The following is a 22,549-nucleotide window of genomic DNA, read 5'->3' on the forward strand; positions in this document are numbered from 1 at the left end:
TAGAGGAAGCTGTTTGGCAGGCATTGACGACAGTATGTCGACGACGATGCTGACGATGCGATGCCGAACGAGGCACTGAAACGAAACAGACTCTACGCCCGTGCTGGTGCGGCCGCCGATTTACTTGCTGGGGATTGACCTGCCGTTTTCTGCCATAGCGGCAAGTACTTCGCGAGGCCACAAGCAGCCAGGTATTCATGATCAATGGGCGTCGGGATACCACTCGTCGTAATGGGATCGCCTACCTCCTCTAACGCGTTGGCCACATGGACTGCGGCCAGCGAGCTAAACCCTTCCTGACCGCGGTCCCCTGGACGGTGGTGAAACGCCACGGCCTCGACAATGGCATCGCTGACGCCCCAGAGCCCAAGCAGATAGGCGCCCACATCTTCATGCGACGCCTTGAACACCGCCCGCTCTGCGTCGCAGACTGCCACGCGATCGTTTCGCAAATTTGTGAGCACTTCGCGATACTGTTCAGGAAAATTCGTGGCGAGGACCAAAAGGCCGATGTCATGGAGCAATCCTGCCATGAAGGCCCCCTCCACACCGATGGTGCCGACGTCCTGGCTCTTCGCAATATCCCGCGCAGAGGTGCCGGTGACAACGCCGTGCTTCCACAAGGTCTCCAACGGAATGGGCGGTTGTTTAATATTTTCAAATTGTGCGAACACCTGCACGGACAGAACCAGAGACTTCACTGTATCGACCCCCAGAAGAGCGATCGCATGAGCCGGGCTTGAAATCGTCCGTCTGAGGCCAAAGAACGCCGAGTTTACGACTTGGAGCAGCTTGGACACCATCGCCATATCCTGGGAGATGATTCGCGTTGCGACGTCGGCCGAGGCGGTGGCAGAGCCCATCGCGGCGACCAGTTCTTGATAGAGCTGCGGAAGACTCGGCAAGGTGCGGATACCGGCAATCAATGTGCGCAACGATTCATCAGTCAGACGAGCCCCCAACGCACCGGCCCGTGCGATGGTTGCCTTCAACACCTCTGCCGTAAATGGCATCGGAATAAACTGGTGCGCCACTTCCAGCGCAGACACGATCGTGGCACTGTGGGCACAGCTTGACGTGGCGATGCGAATGACGCGGGGAGCACGGCTTTTCACTTCCGCCAGCAGTTGAAGGCCTCCCATTCCCGTCAAGTGGATGCCGGACAGGACCACGTCAACCGTCGACTGCGCGAGGATCGCCAAGGCCTCTTCTGCCTTGACGACAAACTCCATCTCCCACTCGTCCGACAACGGGACCAGCATGGCCTGCAGAGACGCGACGGCTGACGGCTCATCTAGCACAAATAACACCCGCTTCTTCATATCGCCTCATGGGTTGGTTGTCGGTCACCGCAGACTCCAGCGCTTTCTCTATCGGAATAAACGGCTTCCGACTTGAGGCGCCGACGCGGTCCCGGCTACGCGACAAATATGGCAGGGCCTGATGTTCGGCCTCATTGACCTCCTTTTATATCCCCGCGTATGCTGAAGCCAGCATAACCAAAGAGGCACCTATGCAATTCGATCCAGCTCTTGCCGCCCAGCAGGCATTCAGCCGAGCGGAAACCAACAACGAACTCGGGGCTGACTGGGACGAGGCGGCCGAGGCCGAAGCGACCTTTTCATCGAATGCCGGTTCCACGGCACGAGCCGCCTACGAGCAACTCCTCGCGCTCGCTGCTCGCTATCCCAAGGCCCACTTCTACCAAGCCTTCTGCATCTTCATTACCTGGCAGCAGGTCACGGAAGAAACCATCGCCCATCATTTCCAGACCGGCATCACACTCTGTGAAGCCTATCTCGTCTCTCCTGAATTGAAAGAGGCACAAGACATCGCAGACGTCACCGAACTCTACGGTTCCTTCCGTGATGGGCTGGGGCTCAATGAAGAAGATGAAATTCAAGTCGAATTTCAACGCGACGAGCCTAAGGGGGGAGACTGAACGCTTCACGAAGAAATGTCCGACGACCACAAACATCGCGCCCGCATCTTTCTCCACCGCGGCCAACTCGCCCAGGCCAGGTCCGCCTATGAACAGGCTGTCTCAGATGATCGCCTGAGCACAAACCAGGGCGAGCTCTCCGATTCGATCGGCAACCTGGGCAACGTCTGCGCCCTATTGGGCGATTTCGATCACGCAGAAGCCTGCTACCGGGAAGTGCTGACCATCCAGCGCACAGAACGGAATCAACAGGCCATCGCCCATACCCTCGTGAACCTCGGCAATCTCTACGTTGGGGCCGGCGCGCCGGAAAAGGCCAGTCCCTACTACCTCGAAGCCCTCGACCTCCTCACCCCCCTGAACGATCACCGGGCGCTCGGCATCCTCTACCACAACCTCGGGATGGAGGAAGCCAGCCGGAGAGAATGGGAGGCAGCCACGGCCTACTTCACCCAGGCCCTCGATGCACACCGCATCGTCGGCAATGAGGAGGGGCTGGCACTCACCTATAGTCAGCTGGGCAAAACGTTTCTGGATGCCGGAGACCTCCGACCAGCGGAGAAATGTTTCAGTAACGCATCCGAACACTTCATCAAGCTCGGAAACGCTCATGGCGAAGCAGCGGTCCTGCGCCTCTTAGCTGACGTCTACCTCCGCGTTTCCGATCGTGTCTCGGCCGTGCGTTGCCTCGAACGAGTCCTGTTCCTTGCGACACACTTCAATCTTCCGGAGTTGAACCGTGACCGGGAATCGTTGAGCCACCTCCGCCAGTCCGCCAGTCCGCCCCTCCCCCCTAACCGACCGTCCTGATCGTCCTGCCAGATGAAAAACCCCTGCACTCGCAAAGACTTCCGCCCCGCGCATTAAGTTTCACCGCGAAATCTCCGACAGGAGAGGACATGAATCCAATGCCAGACACCCTCTGGCACTCGACCTTCTTTTCCTGAACCGGGAGCATGCGGATGACAGGACGGTTTGCTTCACGACCAATGATCACCCACCTGCTTGCCATGGCGCTCGTCCTGGGAATCGGCTGTTCCCATTCGATTGAATTGGCGGTCCCTACAAACGTGACGCCACCAATCAGCGCCACAGTGGTCACTGATGCACGAGTGCCGCTACTGATTGAAACCCTGCATGTGACGGAAAATGGCGCAGCGATCGCTCCGCCGGCGACCCTTGAACGGCAGGTTCTCGGCGCTATCGAATCCACTCGCTTATTTTCACAACATTATCAATCGGGATACAGTCAACCGCCGGCGAACCAGGCTCGGGTCACGGTGCGCCTGTCGATCAACAATCTTGTCGAACCCCATCCAGTCCAAACTGCCTGGCGAGACTTCGTCATTGTCGCGTCGATGTTTACGCTGGCGCCGTTTATCCCCCTCGACTACAACTATGGCACTGTGATGTCCCTTGAGATCGAGCGATGGGACGGGCAGATCAAGCAATACACCGCCACCTCCAATGGATCGGCCCACTACAAACTGTTCGGCGCGACCCCTGACGCCATCGACGAGTTAAAAGGTCAGGTCACGGAAGCCTGTCTGTCGTCCCTGCTCAATCAAATCATTTATGACAGGACCTTCTACCTGGCCAGTCACGAGCAACCCCGAGACCGCCCGATTCACACCGTCACGGTCGGAATCCGTCGCCAATCAAGCCGCTCAATCCCCGTCTCTCGGCCGCTCGCAGACACATCTCCCTGGTAACCGCTTCCGCAACGTTCGCGGCCTCTCAGAAGTCTGGCTCTCGCCTTCCCACCAGTGGTAACATGCAAGCCACAGGTACAAGGAGGCCAGCGTGGATCTTGATTCATTCAGACAGATGGTTGCCAAAAACCCGAAAGGCTTTCTCGGCCGTTACGGGCTCGGAAACAAACTCATTCAGGAACACGGAAATCTCGAGGAAGCCGTCGAACATCTCCTCGTCGCCACCCAACTGGACCCGACCCACGTCGCCTCGCACCTGGGCCTCGGGCGCGCCTTAGTCTCATTGGGACGAAAGGACGAAGCGAAGCCCATCCTGCGAGCCGGCATCGACGCCGCTCGTTCCGGCCGATCTAACGGAGGCGTGGACCTCGTTCCTGAGATGGAAGCCTTGCTGCGGACCTTGGGATAACGAACCGGATCGTCACAGAGAAAGGAGTCCCCCATGAAGATTGAAGTCGCCAGACAGCGCATTGAATCAGCGATGGCACAATATGGAGCCCAAGCCGGAATGGCCATCGATCTGGTGATCAACGAAGTCCGCTCCGATCTCGGCGCGGCCACAGCCAACGAATTGATCGACGAGTTCGACCTCGAACTGCAATACAACATCGCGCCGCTCGAGTCGGACTATTCGAACAGCTAAACTCAATTAAAAATGAAAAGCTAAAAATTAAAAGGTAAAAAACTTCTTGTACGTTGGCACGCGCTCCATCTGGGACATCGCCATTTTTAATTTTTCACTTTCAACTTTAACCTTCTTCATAAGATGCCGCTAATTTGGTGTGCCATCTCCGGCCATGGCTACGGCCATGCGGCGCAAGTCGTGCCGGTGCTCAATGCATTGGGCTCCCTCGTGCCAGATGTCACTGCGATCCTCCGCACCACGGTCCCAGCCTCATTCTTCCGCGACAGCCTGACGATTCCCTGGGACCTGCAGCCGGTGCGGCAAGATATCGGCTGTATCCAGGACGGCCCCCTCAAAATCGACGTACCGGAAACCTGGGCTGCCCATTACCGTTTCCACGACAGCTGGGACGAGCGAGTCGCGAACGAAGTGGCAGCGATGAAGAAAGCAGCGCCAGCCCTGATCCTCGCAGACATCCCCTACCTCGCTATTGAAGCAGGCTCCCGCGCCGGAATACAGACCGCCGCCTTGGCAAACCTGACCTGGGACCTCGTACTCAAAGAATATTCTCAGACCTCAAACTCTTCACAGCAGCGGTTGCTGCAATACATCCGTGAGGCCTATGCCAAAACCTCCCTCGCCCTGCGCATTACCCCTGCTCCGCCCCTTGACGCCTTCGCCACCAGCCTCGATATCGGACCGATCGCCAGCCCAGCCTCCCCTGAGCGAAAAAAATTGGCTTCGGCCCTCAACCTGACTCCAAACGAACGAACCGTCCTGGTCGGATTCGGCGGCATTCCCCTGGACTCCCTTCCCTTTGAACGGATCCAACAGCTACCTCCCTATCGTTTTCTCTTCACCGGCCCGGTCCCAGCCGGCTATTCCCGCATTCACTCAACCGAGACGCTGCCCTTCTCCGTGAAGACCCTGCTGGCCTCTGTGGACGTCATCATGACCAAACCAGGCTACAGCACCATCGTTGAGGCCGTCACGCTGCAACAGCCGGTGGTCTATGTCCGCCGATATAATTTTGCCGATGAAGCGCCGCTGGTCGATTATCTCCACAGCTACGGACGTGGGATCGAACTCTCGCTCGACGACTTTACCCAAGGTCGATGGGAGCCAGCTCTTCAGCAAGCCTTGGCCTCCACGGCGACGTCGCGGCAGCCTGCTCCAACCGGAGCAAAAGAAGCGGCCACCATCATTGCCCGCTACTGTCAGGCCCAAAGATGAAGCCGTGCAACGAACCCACCACATCAACTTGAACCTGGCCTGCTCCAAACCGGAAACGCAGATCCTTTTGCCCGTTCTGTCCGGAGGATGCTATATATACTCCTACGATGAAAGACCGACCGAACAGGGATGAACGACCATGACGCATGAGGAACTCGAGAGCGCCGTTCCCCTCTACGCCGCAGGCACACTGGAGCAGACCAAGCGACAGGCGCTGGACGCCCATTTACTCTCCGGCTGTGCCTCCTGTCATCAGGCGCTGAAAGCCTATCAATCAGGCGCCGCTAGCCTCCAGCCAGAGCTTGACCAGACCGATCCTCCCCCTGAGACCAAAGCCAGACCCATCGCCGCACACAACCCCAGGGCGGCCCATGAGGACGACCTCCGGAAGAGACCGGTCCGATCAAGCCTTGAGCCAGGCGACTGGGTGAACCATCTGTTTCCTCCTATCTCCCCTGCCCGATCGCTCTCCCTGCCCTGGGCGATTGGACTGGTCACAATCCTGACCGTGGGGCTCATTGGATATCTCACCTGGAACTTTGAGGCGCAACGTGCCGAGGACACCTCGAAAATCCAGCAACTCGAATCATCGCTCCAGGAACAGTCCACCGCTCTGGCCGGCTTGCAAAGCGAGAGCGAGAAGCAAACGAAAACGCTCGCCGAACTGCGCAGCGACGTGCAGCAACGAACGAGCGAAGCGGCGGAAGCCAAGAACCAGCTGGCCCGGCGTGATGCCCAACTGAAAGAAGCTCGCCTCCAGTTGAACCAGAAAAACCTCGCAAGGGCCGGACGGACGCCACAAGACGAATTGGCCTCGCTCCTTCGACGGCCTGATATCATGGCCTTCTCCCTGACCGGATCGGACCTGGCGAAACAAGCATCGGGATTCCTCCTCTACGACCCCCTCACCCACAAGATCTGGTTCTATGCCGTGAACTTGCCGGAATCGCCATCCGGCAAGACCTATCAACTCTGGGCCGTCCACGGCAAACAGGTCAGCATCGGAACCTTTCATATGGATCGAGGAGACACGGCCCATCTCCTGGTCAAGAAGGTGGCGAACTTCACCGGCGCAAAAACCTTTTCCGTCAGTCTGGAACCGGCAGGCGGCCGTCCGCAACCGACAGGACCGGCGTATCTCCTAAGCCGATCCTAGCTCGCGCCACAGACAACGCTTGACCTCGCTTCGCCCGCCCGTTACAACCTCCCGAGACAGGTTCATCCATTCGAAAGACGGACAAGACTCGTCGAGCCGATACCAAGCCGCCATGCGAACGCTACGCCTTCTGACAATTGCATCTCTGCTCTGGGGATTCGGCCTGATCCCTCCGCCTGAACTCTGGGCGCTGGAGAAATACGGACGTCCGCTGCCGGAGATGGAAGGGGCCCATGACCAGAGCGAAGAGCACTGGCTCCATGGCTATCTCCTCACCGGCGCCTTCATGCATAACCCCAGCTTTGCGGCAAGACCGGACAATAGCGGCCTGGTCGGTCTCCGCCACATGATCCATCTCGAAACGGATATTTATAAGGAGTATCTGCAGTTCTACACAGACCAGAACGTCTTTTCAGACCGGAAGGCCGGCTGGATCAGCCTCTCGGAATGGGACTCCGTCTATGCCTTCACCGGCGCCATCCAGAACTGGGGCTGGCGGCTGCAATATGAACGAGACGCCCCCATGGATCGAAGCGGCATCGTCCAGGCCTATGCCGACACGCTCGTGACCTACCGGCCGGCCGATGCCCGCAGCCTCAGCTGGTGGCGCTCGGCGTTCCCTGAACAGAACCTCACGATCTACGCCGGCGGCGGCTGGCTCTTTCACAACCAGACCTACTTTGCCCGTCCGGACAATACAGGCCGCGCCTTATTCCGCTATGTGGCCCACGCAGACCTCGACCTCTACCGTAATCGTGTGGTCCTTTTCGTGGACGGCAACGTCTTCACGGACCGGAGCGCCTCCAATGTCCTCCAGCCCAGTGAGCTCGATCTGGTCATGGGACTCGCGCTCCGCTATCAGGATATGGAAATCGCCCTGATCCATGAACGGGACCTGTCGCTGGATCGAGAGGGGTTGGTGCAGCGGTATACTGCCTTGCAGCTGCGGTACGAATTCGAATGGACCAAGTCGTCGAGCCCGGCAAGCATTGCAAAAGGCGGTCATCATGCCATCAGATGAACAGGATCAGGCCTTCATGCGAGTGGCGCTGGAGGAAGCGGCGCGCGCAACGGAGCTCGGCGAGGTGCCGATTGCGGCGCTGGTGGTGCAGGGAGACAAGATTCTCGCCCAGACACACAACTATCGCGAACTCTGGCAAGACCCCACGGCCCATGCGGAGATCATCGCCATCCGCGCCGCCGCAACCGCACTGGGCAGTTGGCGATTGCTCGACACGACGCTCTACGTGACCCTCGAACCCTGTACCATGTGTATCGGAGCGATTATCCTGGCGAGAATTCCCAGAATCGTCTTTGGGGCCAGGGATCCGAAAGCCGGCGCCTGCGGCTCGGTGTTCGATTTATCATCGGAGCCGAAACTAAACCATCGGGTTTCCGTAACAGGCGGGGTACTGGAACAGGAGAGTCAGGCCCTCTTGCAGAAATTCTTCAGAGAGCTGCGCGAGGCGCCGCCAACGACAAAGCCGTCCCCTCCGCAATAGTCCGCCCTATCGCACCAAGCCGCCACGCGCGGTCCAGTCCTTCCCCTGCGCCGCCACAGCCCCATCCCAACCCTCTCCGCAGGAGAGAAAACGAATCGTCCAACTGTCCCGACGAAGCGAGTCAGCCGGAGCCAGCACCTCTGCGCCTGCTCCATCCGCTGCCAGGAGAACCTCGCACTGGCTCAGCGACCGGAGTCCGACACCCTGCGCCTTAAGCACAGCCTCCTTCGCGACCCAATAGCGAAAGAACCGCGCCGGGCGCTCTTCCTGAGCCGATTGCATAATCATGGTCTGTTCGCCTGGCGAAAAATATCGGGTGGAGAGTTTCTCCACCGCGATATCCGGACGGATTCGCTCCAGATCCACTCCCACCTCCCGTCCCTGTGCGATGGCAATGAGCGCCCGGCCATGGGCATGAGAGAGGTTGAACGAGAGATCGCTCCCATGTGTCGTGTGACAGAGCACTGGCTTGCCAGACGGGCCCAATTGAAACGTCACAGCACCAGGCTCAACGTTCAGGCAGCGGCCCAACAATAGTCTGAGGCAACCATGCGCAAAGATGTAACGTTGCCGGTCTTCGTCACGGATAAACCGATCGGCTCGCGCGCTCTCCTCATCGGAAAGAGAACGGCGGCATCGGTCCTGACAGTCCTGAGGTCCGTCGAGAATCACACCCCACAGCACGATAGTCGTTGCGTCCAAGCGGCAACGGTCTTCCCCTTGCGCATCCAGGAGCGCTCCCACGGGATAAAATGGCAGCGGCAGGGCTTCAGATGGACCGGCGTTTGGCATACGTTACACCCTCAACCGATCCCTCCGCCTGATTCAGACAGGAAATCGATTGAAAAAATACTCCCGGCGCGATAAGCTCGCCTCACTGTCGATCACGCACACGACACAGTCCCAATCCTACCCTGACGTTCGACGAGTTCTACCATGCGGAGAGGTGCGAGAGTGGCCGAATCGGGCAGTCTCGAAAACTGCTGTCCTGGCAACGGGACCGTGGGTTCGATCCCCACCCTCTCCGCCAAACCAAGCTTGCTCGTGCCGTCGGCCTTCTAATCGAGGTCGGCGGTCAGCCCCTCAGTCTTCCTGCTTCTGCGCTTTTCCCTGCAACGCTCGCCTGAGCTCGACCATCGCCAAGGTATCCCGCTCGCAATAGCGCAACAAGGCCTCTTCAATCGAAGCCCGCTCGACCCAATCCGTTTCGACAAAGACCATCCGGTAATATTGACTGGCTGCATGGCCTCCCTCTTTGATCGCCAAATCGTCATAAGCGAGCGAGGGCACCATGGCAGGCAACACCGACTTGATGGAATAGGATCCGCCGAAATCTGGATGATAATAATGGTCTCGTATGATCGGAAAGAGATCCCAAAGCCTGGCAATGATGCGCTGCAACGCCGGCTTCAATGAGGGAATCGCGACAGCCAGCTGCTCCAGAACGGACCGCTCGTAGGGCGAATAGACACAGATACTCCCCTTCTCCCCCAGAGATTCCAGTAAGGATTCAGCCAGCACCCTCCTGGGATCTCCCACATCCTTGTGCAAAAACTCCTCGTGAGACAGCTCACCGGTAACCTGCTCAATATGATTCGACCATTGAACTGGAAGGGCCTGATAGGGTCTCGTCTCAGAAAATCGTGGCACAGCCAGCATGACCGTTTCAAAGTCGAGGTGATGCACCGGATACTGGACGGCCTTCAACATCGCGCCGAGCTTCGCGGAGGTCCACTCGACATTCTCCTTCACACGGCGCTGCACCGGCGAGAGCTTCGTGCCAGCCGGGATCTCGTCAATCGTCGTTACTCCCTGCTCGGTCAACTGACCGACGATCTGTTTCGCGCCAGGCAAGTAATGAATCCACCGATCCGGCTTGTCTTTGGTGCAATGGTCCCAGAAGGGGCAATCATAGGGAGTATGGCAATGCCGGTCCGGCTCGATGGCGGGAGCTTGCGCCTGAAGCAACATGCTGGACATCTCGGCCAACCGCCCCGGCACTTCAGCCCTGCGCTGCGCCACAGCCTCGGATAGATCTTGGATCGCAAACAGTTCTGTCAGATCGACGGCCCCCTCGCGATAGAGATACGAGGTGTTGATATGCATGAGGCCCACTGAGACCAGCGTCAGTCCCGCCCCTTGAATCACCTCGCTTTGCACCGCGAGATCTTCAAGATGGATGTCTTTGACCCTGGTGGAAGACTTGACCTCGATCAAACGCCAGCCTCCAGGCTCTCCCTCCGCGGACGGCACCCGCTCCAGCACATCCGCGCGAATCAGCACTCCGCCGTGCAAGAAGGCCGCTTCGAAAATCGCCGGCACCGAAAGATCCTCGATCAAGGCCGCCGTCTGCGCCAGCGCCGCCTCGGTCTGGCGATAACCGGCAGTCACCAGGACACCGCCCGCAAAGCGACTCCTGGCCAGCTCCCCGACTTCTGTCCCCATCTCGAACATCGCCTGCGTCGCCGCGTCCGGCTTGGTCGCAAGAAAGGGCTGATGGATTTCAAGGTATAGGCGCTTGTGACATTGCAGACCAGATAGAAATTTCGACTTGGAGAGGCGCGGAGCCTTCGGAAGAGCAGTTGGTACGGGATCGTTCAGTTCATTCATCGTACATGACCCTAATCGGACAGCCCCTCATTTGTCCAGCAGGCAGAATGTTCAACAAGGCCAGCTCGTCGTTCGTCGTACGTGAAGCGTCGCTCGTTCAAAGAAAAGAGCATATGGCGTATAGCGAATAGCCTATGGTCCGGAATGAAGAGGGGCTGTCTGTGCTACCAACTATAAGCCATTAGCCATACGCTCTCATCCCCAACGAGATACGCTTCACGATTCACGAGTGACGGTCTTCTTATGCTGGCGGCCTTTGGCAGCAGCCTGCTAGGATGGCCACACATGGCATCCCGCATCGCCCAAATCAGAAAATCCGTCCTGACCCTTGCCCTGCCAGTTACGGTCAGTAGCCTACTCCAACGGACCGAAGGCATCGCCGCCGTCTTCCTCGTGGGCGGGCTTGGCGCGACCTCCATTGCCGCAGTCGGACTCGGCCAATTGCTGGCCTTCATGTCCACTACGCTCGTCTCCGGCTTGTCGGTGGGCGCCAACGTCCTTATCGCCCAACTCTGGGGAGCCCGCCGCACCAAAGACGTCGGAGAAGCAGCCACCCATCTCCTTGGATTGGCCGCCCTCGTCTCCTGCGCCCTCGTGATCCTCGGACTGTCCCTCAATCGTCTCACCATGGAACTCTTAGGCGCGGAGCAGGACGTCATCGCCTTGGCCCTGCCCTACTCGAACCTCATCTTCCTGGTCATTCCCTGCACCATTTTCCTTCAAGTGCTCTCCTCGATGATGCAAGGAACCGGCGACACCAAAACGCCGATGTATGCCTTGATCGCAGTGAATCTCCTCTACCTGACGATCGCCTATCCGCTGGTCTACGGGCTCTGGGGTTTCCCAGCCTGGGGCCTCACGGGAGCAGCTGTGGCCACAGGACTCGCAGAAGGAACCGGCGTCCTCTATCTCCTCTGGGTCAATCGAAAAGTCTTCAAGAAGTCGCTCGCGATACGCCGCGATCTCATGCGCTCCACCTGGCAGATCGGCGCACCGGTTTCCGGAGAACGGATCTTTCAACAAGCAGGCATCATCATTTACACCAAGATCGTTCTGCTCTACGGAACCGTGACCTACGCAGCCCATCAAGTCGGCCTCTCGATCGAGTCCCTCTCGTTCCTGCCTGGATATGGTTTTGCCATTGCGGCTGCCACGATGGTGGGACAGAGTATCGGCGCGGGAAAATATGTGCGGGCGAAACTCGAAAACTGGGAGGCGAACCGTCTGGCCAGCATCGCGATGGCCTCGATGGGCGTCTTGTTCTTCTTCTTTCCTTACATCCTGCTTCGCGCCTTTACCCATGACGAAGCGGTCGTCGAACTCGGGACCGTATTTCTGCGCATCGTCGCCGTGCTCCAAGTGCCACTCGCCCTCACCATGGTCCTGGCAGGGTCGCTGCGCGGAGCGGGCGACACCAGATTCATCATGCTGGCCACGACCATCGGCATGTGGGGAGTCCGCGTGCCCCTCGCCATCATCGCTGGCCCCTGGCTTGCGCTGGATGTGCTCTATGTCTGGAGCGCGATGATCGCGGATTGGACGGTCAGAATGGCGTTACTCTTGTGGCGTTACAGATCGGAGCGGTGGAAAGCGATTCGGGTCTTTAGATAAACGATCCTTCTCAGCGTTGACGCAGTGCAGAGTCAACAACGAGCGAACCACACAATTAAATACGCCCCATCCAATAACCAGGCTCACGATGTAGGTGCGCCACGGCTACGACAATGATCGTTTCTCGATCGACACCGTAAATTATCCCGTATGGAAAACGGGCCAACAGGCAACGACGCAGGCCAGGCTCTATCTCAGGGCACGACATCGGGAAAGCCACGGCCCGCCGAGCTGCCCGGTCCAATTCGTCAAGAAACTCCTGTCCTGACCCTGCCGCCTGCTCGTTGTACCAAGCCACCGCGTCATCGAGCTCCCGCTGGGCCAAGAGAAGAAAGCGTAGCTTCACGATCGGCGATGCTTGGCCATAACGGTTTCATAAGGCACCGTTGGAGCCTGGCCTGTTTTATAAGCCGCCCAGCGCTTGCGCGCCTCCTCCGCCCATACCCGGTCGATCTCCGGGTCCGGCCTGTCCATATCGGCCAGGATTGTATCCACCAACTGCAACTTCTCTACATCTGGCAGACCATGAATCTCCGCCGCGAGCCTGTCCACTATCTTGGCCATGTGAGTCCTCCATGCCATTCCACCGCAAACTACCCAGCGCCAGTGCGACTATTCTACCCCAAACCATGTCGATCCCCAAATCTCCGCCAGCCTAGCCTGGGAAGGGAATAGGGACACGGCTCAAGCAGATGGCTTTACCGCAGCGCTAGCGCAATGCAGGGTCGAGCAATGACCATCGGCACTCTCAATCTTTCCTAGATCGTGCCCAATTACAGTAGCGATGCGTTAGGCGGGCGTTTTCAGGAATGGTCTTGCCGCCTGTCCAATACTGTTTAATGTGGTCGATCGCCGAATCATCGACTTCCAAAATCTTTTGATTGCAGATTGAGCACGCGCTATTTGCCTTAAACAGAGACTCCTTCAGCTGAGCCGAGAAGCATCGAGGCTCTTTCCGCCCAACCCCAACAACATCTTGAAGCGCAATTCGCCAAATATCGAAACGTTTGGTTATCGCTTGAAGCGAACTAGTCGATAGCTCAATAGAGTCGATAAAATCCTGATTGTCGGTCATAAGGAATATCAGGGCTTCTCTAATTGCATCGAGGTTCTGAAAAACCACGTTCTTATCTTCGCGGGCGAACGTGTACATGAGAATGTCATAGAGAGACGCGTTGAACTTCTTCGGCTCCCAATGGCCTCCAGGGTTCTTCTCTGAGCCCTTGTGAAATCGCTTGAACGCCGTCTTGCCGAACATGGATCGAATAATATGGCAAGCATTCTTGAATGCCGAACGCAGTTGATTCTCTTCATCTTGCCCAATTTCGCGATACTTCCCCGCTTCCACATTGAGGAAATTCTTCATGGGCGACTTGTAGTTCAAATAAGTTGCGTGATGGAAAGCCGCGAATCGGAGAACGAGCTCCATGTCCTTCATTCTTTTGTCTGGCTTCGCCAAGCCCAACAGGAACATAAAATCCGCATCGCGCGACAGCTCTTTAAGCAAAACATTGAACCTGCCACGGTAGATACAGTTACGCAGCTCTTGATCATTCAGCGACACCGATCCAGTGTTGAGTCGTTCGAAGATCTCGAACTTCAACTCCTCATCTGATTCTTTCTTGAAGGTAATTGTTCGAACCTTAAAATATCGAATTACGTCTTGAAGACTGTCGTCAAGCGCACCGTACCTCTTCCCATTCAACTCACGAAATACCTTTAGGCCGGTCAATTTAAAATCCGTTCCGTCGGGGAATTTACCGTCAATGAACGAGAAAAATGAGGTAAGACGCTGCTGCCCGTCAATTACGTACTCTTTGTTGTCCGGTTGCTGAGAGATATAGATAACCGGAATGGGGATACCGAGTAGAGCTGATTCAATCAACCTGCTGGCTTTCGTTGAATCCCAAACGAATTGACGCTGAAAGTCAGGTTGGACGATGAGCTTATCGCGCTTGAATTTCCCGTGCAGTGACTCAATCTCAGGATCACCGAGTTCTGTATAAATCCTTCTTTTCTCGGATGGAGTCCCGATGGCATCCACCTCTTCCTCAAGTGGCGAGTCAAACTCAAGCTCCTCATCTTCGCTCATACGGCTCTCCTCTGTGTCAAACTATTAGCATGCCGACCCGCATACTACGTGAGATTAGCTCGCAAATCTCTCTGTGATTGTTGTGTCGGGTCAAAAGCCTTCACGCGCGAGACTTGCGAAAAAGTGGGACAGGTGAGGTGGTCGAAAGGCTGAAGTGTTCGGAGCTTCATCTCCCGACCTTCAGCCTTCAGACTACGCTCCTCTCGCTCGGCTACGCGACATTCTGCATCTTGTTCGCGAAATCGCGACCAGACGTTGGTGGGGGAAGAGCCTTTCCATCCTGGCGGTAGAGCGCAATGGCTTCCTCTACGGCTTGGCACAGCTGCTCAAAGACAGCCTTTTCGTCAGCGCCGTGGCACCCGCCGTCAATCAGACCAGGACAACTGCCGACAAAGCACTGGTCTTCCTCTGACCACTCGACAATCTTTGCGTATCGTGCAGTATCTTTCATGACTTTGACTCCTCAACGGCACGCTTCAAGGTCGTCAACGAGCTCTCGTATTTTTGGCGACACGACATCACCCTTTGCGGGTCCATTGCTTCACTTGAGCAGACTGGAGGTGATTCTTGCGCCGGTTCAATGACTTGTCAACGCCCTCCATAGCACGGAATGCGCGACACGCAAGCCCTGATTCCGAGTGTCTCGCCCTTCTCGCCCGTCCCGCCTGTCTCGCGAGGGCTAACAATTCGTCCTGACCGATGGTCTCGTATCTGTGCCGGTTCCGATCGTGACCTCGATCCTCGCGACCCCCTTCACATTGGCGCAGAGATCTCCCAGGCCAGGAGTTACCAATCGATAGGGTCCGCCTTTTGACTCAGGCAGAGCCTCTCCATCCACTTCGTAGAGCAGAATCCCCCACTCTAAAGCCTGCGCGAGGGTCAGACAGGCTGAATATTTTCCGTCTCCCGAATGGACCGTGACATGATCGGCCTTGATGGCCAGGGCCGGCAGATCCAGCAAGGCTTTCAGGCGAATCCCTTTGCCCTTCATATTGGGCATTACCGTCGAAATATCGAGCTGGTGCTCCGCCGGCAAGGCTGCAATCGCCGCGCGATCCAATGAAACTGGCTGGACCACCGCCCCGTCGATCCTTACGATACCAGGGCCGGTCTTTTCCTTTTCCGTAATCGTCTTGATCATGGCTGTTAGCGCCTCATTGACCGGTGTTGGAATGCCAAGCTCACGCCCCTTTTGCACAATGTACCCGTTCAAGTAATCGATCTCGGTCCGACGGCCCGCCTTCCAATCATCGTACATGGAGGTATGGATATCGCGAATCTCCTGAGTCCAGCGCACGACCTTCTCTGCCATATCAGGCGACAGAGGCACCTTGACCGAGGCTGCGACGGCTGAGACTTCCTCGACAATCTGATGGATAACACGAAGCATCTCCGGATGTTCCAGCGTCTTCGCCACTTTGTCATCGACAATGACCGTGAGCGGGTTGAAGACGCAGTTCCAGCACATCTTCTCCCATTTACTTTTCCGCACATCCTCCGTGAGCTGACAGGGAATTCCCGCCTGCTTGAACAAATCCGCAATGGCGAGCAAACGAGGGCTCTGATGCCCCATCATCTCTCCGATGGCCACAGCCCCCTTCTTATAGTGATCGATGACGCCGGGCGAGGCGATCTTGGAATAGATAAAGGCCACGCCACCGACAACGCAATCCCGTTGCAGGCGCGCCACGATGCGGTCTTCCGTATCGACCCCGTTCTGGAGGGTCAGGATGACGGTCTGATTGGTCAGGACCGGCTCGAGTTGATTCAACACCTCGTCCAGGTCATAGGCTTTGACGGAGAGGATGATCAGGTCCGGCTTCGGAAGCTCTCGCGGGTCTGAAGCAGCTATTGGATGGACGGTGAAAGAGCCCTTGGCGCTGCGGATCGTCAAGCCGTTCTGTTTCACGGCTGCAAGCGTCTTGGGTCTCAGCAAGAAGGACACATTGGGATTATTCTTCGCCAGGTGCGCCCCGAAGAATCCACCGACCGACCCGGCACCGACCATCAAGACATTTTTCATGGCAAGGCTCCTCTATCAAGTGGACTACTATAGCAGGCCGCTGAACTAGGGTAAAATAACCCACCATGAGCCTTCTCGAAGCACGTTCGCACATTGCCGCCGCACGAGCCATCACGATCCTGACCGGTGCGGGGATCTCAGCCGACAGCGGCGTACCGACCTTTCGCGGGACAGAGGGCTTATGGCGCAACTACCGAGCAGAAGATCTCGCAACCCCGGAGGCCTTTGCACGGGACCCGCGATTAGTCTGGGAATGGTACAACTGGCGGCGGGAATTGATTGCCACGAAACAGCCGAACCCTGCCCACCTCGCGCTGGCAGAACTTGAACGTCGCAGGCCAGAGACATTCTGGCTCATTACACAAAATGTGGATGGGCTCCACCCTGCCGCAGGATCGCAGCACCTCTCGGAAATTCATGGCAACATCTGGAAGGTGCGCTGTACCGGCTGTGGCATGGTCTCGGACAACCGCGAGGTCCCTCTCTCCATCCTGCCGACTTGCCTTCAATGCGGTGAGCTGCTTCGGCCTCATATCGTCTGGTTCGGGGAGTCACTCCTGGAGGAAGATCTGCGGCGCTGCGATGAGGCGTTGCGATCCTGCGATCTCTTACTGATGATCGGCACGTCTGGAGTGGTCTATCCGGCAGCAGGATTCGCGTCTGTCGCGAAGGAGGGAGGCGCACTAGTTATCGAGATCAATCTTGAGAGCACTCAACAGTCGAACCTGGTTGACCTCTCGTTGCAGGGCCGCGCGAAGGATCTGGTTCCGTTACTGTTTTGAGGCCATGACCAGGGGCAGGAGTTCGTCTAACGTCCTAATCACATGGCCGCCCGTCGCCGGAGCGCGCCCTGTTCGATCCAGCAACACACCAGTCAAACCCGCCTTCGTCGCCCCCTCCACATCGTCTCTGAGACTGTCTCCGACATGCATCGCTTCGCAGGGATCGATCGCATGTTTTTCCAGGGCCATTTCGAAAATCTTTGAGGCTGGCTTGGCACACATGGAAAGGCTGGCAATCGTCACCGTATCGAAGAGCCGGTCGATGCCGAGGCCCCGGATCACCGAAAAGAGTCTGGTGTCGAAGTTGGAAACGATCCCCAATTCAAAGCCCTCTTCACGCAGCCTGGTCAGCACGGCATGGGTTTCAGGAAACAGGGTCCAGGAGCGGGGATCTTCAAACACCTGAAAGACCTGCTCGAAGAATTCATCGAACCGCGCGAACATCCCGACGCGGTAAAATACGTTATGGACGATGTCGAACCACCAGAGCCGCTCGCATTGCTTCAACTTAAGCGGGTCTGTGACGGCAAAAATCGGCGGAGACGCGTCGCGAAAGGCGCGCTGAAAGGCTTGGGCAATCAATGCCTGCGAATCGGGAGTCTGCTTGAACCCATGCTGAATCGCATGCTGAAGGTAAATATCCGCCACCGAACCGTTCACGTGAAACAGGGTTTCAGCCGCGTCGAAAAATATGACCTGGATTGGCGTTGTCATTGGTCCTACGAGTCCTCTCCCACTCGATGAGCGGTCCACTCAGCATTCCGAAGCAGCCACCCGCATAGATCCTGCGTTTTCTTGACAAAGAATATACCCGCTGCTAGCGTCAATATCACTAATATCATTGGAGAATCCTGTGTCTTCCACCATCTTTATTATCGACAGCAGCCCCGCCGTCCGCCGCATGGTCGAACAGCTCTCGACCTCGGAAGGGTGCGAGATCTTGGGGTTTCAGGATGGCCCGACCGCCCTGGAGGCGGCACGCACGATGAGTCCCCATCTCATCATCGCAGACTATCATTTGGACCAGATGACCTTCACGGGGTTCTGCAAAGAAGTCTACAAACTCGACCACCTGGCGGAAACCGACATCGTCTCTCTGATCAGCCCCTCGGACCATGTGGATGAAGTTCACTTACGTTCGCTGGGGGTCAAGGCATCGCTCACAAAGCCCTTTCAGCCCGAACACCTCATCGCCGTCATCAAGGATTTGAAAGAGCAGCAGACCGCCAAAACGAACGGAGCGAAAAAGAAACCCCGCTCCTGGCCGCCGGTCTCACAGGCGACGGACTCAGAGGCTGACGCAGATCACGATGACCGCCCAACCGGGGAAAAAGAGGACCAGGCGCTCGCACCCCACCCTCAACCGAAAGACACCCCTGTGACCATGACTTCAGCCTCCGCCGCAATCGAACCGGAAGACATGATGAAAGGCCTCTTCAGCCAGCTTCTCCAGTCCATGTCAGAGCGAACGGAAAAAAAGATTACCGAACTGCTCCCGCAGATGGTGGGCAAAGACCTGGCAGCCCTCGTGGCCAAAGCCGTGGAAGCAGAAGTCCGCACACAAACCGGCGCCTCCCTCTCGGAAGAACGGCTGACATTGGCGCTTGAACCGTTGCTCCTCCAGGCGTTGCCGAAAGCGCTTGAACAGAAAATGGCCCTTCTCGACCCCATCATCCAGCGCAGCCTGGCCGACATCGCCGGTCCCCTGATCCAGGCGCGCCTCGAGCAATTCGTCGCTGAACAGACCGCCGCCCTTCGCGCCACGCTGCCCGATATGGTTCGAGAACAACTCGGATCGATCGAGGAACTCGTCAAGGAAGAGATCCAGCGAACTGCCGCCAAACAGACAACGGGGATGGTCGAAGAGCTCGTTCGCGCGGCAGCCCGCGAGCAGATCGAAGAGGCTGTTCAGCGGCTGGTGCCTGGCTTGGCTGAAGCACAGATCAAAGCAGAGCTCACGCGCCTCACCGCTGCCGCGTAAGGCCTCGCCCTGCTCGGTCCTACCCCTTCTTGGTCTTCTTACCCCGTTTGGCTGTCGCCAAGGCCTTCACTCGCGCCATGTTCTTCAAATGCTTCTTTCTGGTCTTCCGGTCTTTTTCACGCCCTGTGGCCATAGTCTCTCCAAATCGTAAAAAGTGGAAGCGGAGCGAACCTTTCGCCCTCGCCCTGTGCGAGTCTGTATAGCACACGCCACCACACCCCTCAAGCTATCTGTGGCCCCATCTTTCCTTGAGAGGGCATCAGCCGCATGCTAAGATGTGCCGCAAGTCCAGCAGGATGCTGGAAAAGACCGCCAGCGGCGTTCTCGCATCGTTCAGGCCCTCAACGTACCCGGAAAGGTACGCCTCGGACCTTCACTCGCTGCGGCCTTGCTGGACGGCCTTTTTGAGCATCCTTTGAACAGCATTCCACCTGAGCCACCTAGACGAACGATCGAAACTCTCCACGTCGATATCATTTCTCCACAGACGACTAGGACACCACCACTGAATGAGCACACCCCAACTCGACAAAAGCTACGATCCCAAGGCCGTTGAAGCGCGCTGGTATGAAGTCTGGACCCAGAAAGGCTATTTTCACGCCTCGCCGACCCATCCGGGCCAGCCCTACAGCATTGTCATTCCACCTCCCAACGTCACAGGCTCGCTCCACGTCGGCCATGCGCTGAACCACTCGATACAGGACATCCTGGTGCGCTGGCGGAGGATGCAGGGCCGCAATGTGCTCTGGCTGCCAGGCACCGACCATGCCGGTATTGCCACGCAAAACGTCGTGGAAAAGCAGCTCATGGCAGAAGGGGCTTCGCGGGAATCTTTGGGACGAGAACGGTTCATCGAGCGGATCTGGCAATGGAAGGCCACCTCCGGCGATACCATCATCCGTCAACAAAAACGACTGGGAGAATCCTGCGACTGGGACCGGCTTCGTTTCACGATGGACGAAGGCCTCTCGAAGGCAGTCCTCGAAGTCTTCGTCCGCTTACATGAAGAAGGCCTGATCTATCGGGGTGAGCGGCTGATCAACTGGTGCCCCCGCTGCCTGACGGCCCTCTCCGACATCGAAGTCGAGCACGAAGACATCAAAGGGAAGCTCTATTCGATTGAATATCCACTGGAGCAGGATCCGACCGTTCGCCTCACCGTCGCCACCACCAGACCGGAAACGATGCTCGGCGACATGGCTGTGGCAGTCCATCCGGAAGATCCCCGCTACAATAAATTGATCGGGCAGCGGGTCCGCCTCCCCCTCACCAACCGCACCATTCCAATCGTGGGCGATGCGATCCTCGTCGACCGCGAGTTCGGCACAGGCGCCGTGAAGATCACCCCGGCGCACGACTTCAATGACTTTGAAGCGGGAGAACGACATGGTTTGCCCCGGCTGCCCATCTTTGATCACCAGGCCCTGCTCGATCGCGAGGGACTCACAGCAGCCGGAGTCGAACCAGCCGTCATCGAGGCCATCGCCACCCTGCCCGCCCTCAAGGCACGGACCAAGATCGAGCAACTCCTAAAAGATCGCGAGCTCCTCACGAAAGTCGACGACCACAAAATGGCCATCGGCAAATGCTACCGCTGCAAGACGGTGGTCGAGCCCTGCCTCTCGCCTCAATGGTTCGTGAAGATCAAACCGCTGGCAGAACCGGCCATCCAGGCCGTGGTGGACGGACGCATCCGCATCATTCCGGAAGGCTGGACGAACAACTATCTCGGCTGGATGAGGGAGATCAAAGACTGGTGTATCTCACGCCAAATCTGGTGGGGCCATCAAATCCCCGCCTGGTATTGCCGCAGTTGCAACAAGGACTTGATCGTTGAGGGTGCCACCTCGACTGACTCAGCCATGGCCACGCCACGACTCACGATCCTCCAAGGGGCCACACCGATCGTTGGGAAGACCGCTCCCACGACTTGTCCAACCTGCAAGGGTCATGACTTCATCCGCGATCCGGACGTTCTCGATACCTGGTTCTCCTCAGCCCTCTGGCCCTTCTCGACCTTGGGATGGCCGGAGCAGACGGCTGATCTCAAAACCTACTACCCGACCTCCACCCTCGTGACCGGCCTCGATATTCTCTTCTTCTGGGTCGCCCGCATGATCATGATGGGATTGAAGTTCATGGGCGAGGTGCCCTTCCGGGACGTCTATATCCATGCTCTCGTGCGGGATGCCGAAGGGCAGAAGATGAGCAAATCGAAGGGCAACGTGATCGATCCGCTCCATGTGATGGAACAGTTCGGCACCGACGCGCTCCGCTTCACCCTGGCCGCGATGGCCTCGCCTGGCCGCGACATCAAACTCGCGGAGGAACGGATCGAAGGTTATCGCAACTTCGCCAACAAGATTTGGAATGCGACCAGGTTCAGCCTCATGAATCTGGACGGGCCTCGCACGGTGAATGCACCAGCAGAACGCAGCTTCCCGGACCGCTGGATTTTGAGTCGCCTCAATCACACGATCCAGGTCGTCACCACAGAACTGGAAGCCTATCGATTCGACCGAGCCGCCAATGCTCTGTACCAGTTCATCTGGCACGAGTACTGCGACTGGTACCTCGAACTGATCAAGCCCACACTCCAAAATTCTGCCAGCCCCGATGCGCCTGGCACCAGACAGACCCTGGTCGATACGCTGGAAACCACGATGCGGCTCCTGCATCCCTTCATGCCGTTTCTCACAGAAGAAATCTGGCAGACCCTCCCCCGCCAGGGCGAGAGCATCGTGGTGCAACGCTATCCCACCCACGAAGCAGCCTGGATGGCGCCGGACATGGACCATCGGTTTACGCTGCTGGAACAGACCATCGGCCTGGTACGCTCCTCCCGCGTCCTCTTGAACTATCCGCCGGGACAACCGATCACCTTCTACGTCTCGCACGACGAGCCGCAGAAGCAGGCTCACCTGGACCAGCTCAAACCCTATCTCGCCCATCTCGGACGAGGCACGGTCGAACTGACCCCGTCAGGAACCTGGCAAACCGAGTTCATGCTCCGATTGATCAGAGAAGGCTTATCAGTCGGTGTCATGGTGGTGGGCGACGTGGATCTCAATAAAGCGCTGGATCGCCTGCTCAAGCAGCAATCGGAGCAGACGAAGGAAATGGAGCGGCTGGAAGGAAAACTGCGCAATCAGGAATTTACCGCCAAGGCCCCGCCGGAAGTCATTACCGATCACCAGGATCGATTGGCAAGCCTACGCCTTGATCAAAGCATGCTCGCCAACAGCGAGGAACAGTTGCGCGCCATGCTGGGGACCTAACC

At 57.5% G+C, this 22,549-nt stretch carries 22 protein-coding genes and 1 tRNA gene; 14 read left to right on the plus strand and 9 right to left on the minus strand.

What is annotated here, in order from left to right:
* Positions 1–92: 92 nt before the first annotated feature.
* Entirely contained in the window at positions 93–1,322 is a 1,230-nt protein-coding gene (locus NT179_00400) for a response regulator (protein ID MCX5720477.1), read from the minus strand.
* A gap of 191 nt (positions 1,323–1,513) precedes the next feature.
* On the opposite strand from NT179_00400, the gene NT179_00405 reads away from it, so the two are divergent.
* The 9 genes from NT179_00405 to tadA all read left to right on the plus strand — a co-directional run bounded on the left by NT179_00405 (position 1,514) and on the right by tadA (position 8,170).
* Entirely contained in the window at positions 1,514–1,942 is a 429-nt protein-coding gene (locus tag NT179_00405) for a hypothetical protein (protein ID MCX5720478.1), read from the plus strand.
* Between the two features lie 15 nt (positions 1,943–1,957).
* Positions 1,958–2,752: a tetratricopeptide repeat protein gene (locus NT179_00410; GenBank protein ID MCX5720479.1), complete on the plus strand. Its 795-nt coding sequence runs from the start codon at positions 1,958–1,960 to the stop codon at positions 2,750–2,752.
* A gap of 152 nt (positions 2,753–2,904) precedes the next feature.
* Positions 2,905–3,654 carry a hypothetical protein gene (locus NT179_00415; GenBank protein ID MCX5720480.1) on the plus strand — a complete coding sequence of 250 codons (750 nt, stop codon included), beginning with the start codon at positions 2,905–2,907 and terminating at the stop codon, positions 3,652–3,654.
* A 91-nt stretch (positions 3,655–3,745) separates the two neighbouring features.
* Positions 3,746–4,063, plus strand: coding sequence for a tetratricopeptide repeat protein (locus tag NT179_00420; protein ID MCX5720481.1), 318 nt, complete (start codon positions 3,746–3,748; stop codon positions 4,061–4,063).
* Between the two features lie 33 nt (positions 4,064–4,096).
* Complete coding sequence (locus tag NT179_00425) at positions 4,097–4,297, plus strand: hypothetical protein (GenBank protein MCX5720482.1); 201 nt, start codon at positions 4,097–4,099, stop codon at positions 4,295–4,297.
* A 123-nt stretch (positions 4,298–4,420) separates the two neighbouring features.
* Entirely contained in the window at positions 4,421–5,512 is a 1,092-nt protein-coding gene (locus tag NT179_00430) for a hypothetical protein (GenBank protein MCX5720483.1), read from the plus strand.
* Between the two features lie 139 nt (positions 5,513–5,651).
* Positions 5,652–6,668 carry an anti-sigma factor gene (locus NT179_00435; GenBank protein MCX5720484.1) on the plus strand — a complete coding sequence of 339 codons (1,017 nt, stop codon included), beginning with the start codon at positions 5,652–5,654 and terminating at the stop codon, positions 6,666–6,668.
* Between the two features lie 112 nt (positions 6,669–6,780).
* The gene (locus NT179_00440; GenBank protein ID MCX5720485.1) at positions 6,781–7,689 is read left to right on the plus strand and encodes a hypothetical protein; all 909 of its coding nucleotides are present in this window, start codon (positions 6,781–6,783) and stop codon (positions 7,687–7,689) included.
* On the plus strand, positions 7,676–8,170 hold the full coding sequence (gene tadA / locus NT179_00445) for a tRNA adenosine(34) deaminase TadA (protein ID MCX5720486.1): 495 nt from the start codon (positions 7,676–7,678) through the stop codon (positions 8,168–8,170). The genes NT179_00440 and tadA overlap by 14 nt, the downstream gene beginning before the upstream one ends.
* Before the next feature lie 6 nt (positions 8,171–8,176).
* On the opposite strand, the gene NT179_00450 is transcribed toward tadA, so the two are convergent.
* Positions 8,177–8,962 (minus strand): 4'-phosphopantetheinyl transferase superfamily protein, encoded by a 786-nt coding sequence (locus NT179_00450; GenBank protein MCX5720487.1) that lies wholly within the window; start codon positions 8,960–8,962, stop codon positions 8,177–8,179.
* Positions 8,963–9,110: 148 nt separating this feature from the next.
* On the opposite strand from NT179_00450, the gene NT179_00455 reads away from it, so the two are divergent.
* A tRNA-Ser gene (locus NT179_00455) sits at positions 9,111–9,200 on the plus strand.
* Between the two features lie 53 nt (positions 9,201–9,253).
* Here the strand turns inward: NT179_00455 and NT179_00460 are convergent.
* Entirely contained in the window at positions 9,254–10,780 is a 1,527-nt protein-coding gene (locus tag NT179_00460) for a DUF2779 domain-containing protein (GenBank protein MCX5720488.1), read from the minus strand.
* A 285-nt stretch (positions 10,781–11,065) separates the two neighbouring features.
* On the opposite strand from NT179_00460, the gene NT179_00465 reads away from it, so the two are divergent.
* Positions 11,066–12,391, plus strand: coding sequence for an MATE family efflux transporter (locus tag NT179_00465; protein ID MCX5720489.1), 1,326 nt, complete (start codon positions 11,066–11,068; stop codon positions 12,389–12,391).
* A gap of 55 nt (positions 12,392–12,446) precedes the next feature.
* Here NT179_00465 and NT179_00470 read toward each other — a convergent pair whose 3' ends face one another.
* The 5 genes from NT179_00470 to NT179_00490 all read right to left on the minus strand — a co-directional run bounded on the left by NT179_00470 (position 12,447) and on the right by NT179_00490 (position 16,506).
* A complete protein-coding gene (locus NT179_00470) occupies positions 12,447–12,737 on the minus strand; it encodes a type II toxin-antitoxin system RelE/ParE family toxin (GenBank protein ID MCX5720490.1) in 291 nt (96 codons plus the stop codon).
* Positions 12,734–12,955 (minus strand): addiction module protein, encoded by a 222-nt coding sequence (locus tag NT179_00475; GenBank protein ID MCX5720491.1) that lies wholly within the window; start codon positions 12,953–12,955, stop codon positions 12,734–12,736. The genes NT179_00470 and NT179_00475 overlap by 4 nt, the downstream gene beginning before the upstream one ends.
* A gap of 184 nt (positions 12,956–13,139) precedes the next feature.
* Positions 13,140–14,483: a DUF262 domain-containing protein gene (locus NT179_00480; protein ID MCX5720492.1), complete on the minus strand. Its 1,344-nt coding sequence runs from the start codon at positions 14,481–14,483 to the stop codon at positions 13,140–13,142.
* 211 nt (positions 14,484–14,694) lie between these two features.
* Positions 14,695–14,934, minus strand: a complete 240-nt coding sequence (locus tag NT179_00485; protein ID MCX5720493.1) for a hypothetical protein — start codon at positions 14,932–14,934, stop codon at positions 14,695–14,697.
* A 228-nt stretch (positions 14,935–15,162) separates the two neighbouring features.
* Positions 15,163–16,506, minus strand: coding sequence for a 2-dehydropantoate 2-reductase (locus NT179_00490; protein MCX5720494.1), 1,344 nt, complete (start codon positions 16,504–16,506; stop codon positions 15,163–15,165).
* Between the two features lie 65 nt (positions 16,507–16,571).
* On the opposite strand from NT179_00490, the gene NT179_00495 reads away from it, so the two are divergent.
* Positions 16,572–17,288 (plus strand): NAD-dependent deacylase, encoded by a 717-nt coding sequence (locus tag NT179_00495; GenBank protein MCX5720495.1) that lies wholly within the window; start codon positions 16,572–16,574, stop codon positions 17,286–17,288.
* Here NT179_00495 and NT179_00500 read toward each other — a convergent pair.
* The gene (locus NT179_00500) at positions 17,277–18,002 is read right to left on the minus strand and encodes an HAD-IA family hydrolase (GenBank protein ID MCX5720496.1); all 726 of its coding nucleotides are present in this window, start codon (positions 18,000–18,002) and stop codon (positions 17,277–17,279) included. The two genes, NT179_00495 and NT179_00500, sit on opposite strands and share 12 nt — an antisense overlap.
* Before the next feature lie 139 nt (positions 18,003–18,141).
* On the opposite strand from NT179_00500, the gene NT179_00505 reads away from it, so the two are divergent.
* Together NT179_00505 and NT179_00510 are read left to right on the plus strand one after the other, a co-directional pair.
* Complete coding sequence (locus tag NT179_00505; GenBank protein MCX5720497.1) at positions 18,142–19,269, plus strand: response regulator; 1,128 nt, start codon at positions 18,142–18,144, stop codon at positions 19,267–19,269.
* Positions 19,270–19,778: 509 nt separating this feature from the next.
* Complete coding sequence (locus NT179_00510; protein ID MCX5720498.1) at positions 19,779–22,547, plus strand: valine--tRNA ligase; 2,769 nt, start codon at positions 19,779–19,781, stop codon at positions 22,545–22,547.
* The last annotated feature ends 2 nt before the right edge of the window (positions 22,548–22,549 follow it).

Source organism: Nitrospirota bacterium (assembly GCA_026387665.1).
In the GTDB taxonomy this organism is placed as follows: domain Bacteria; phylum Nitrospirota; class Nitrospiria; order Nitrospirales; family Nitrospiraceae; genus Palsa-1315.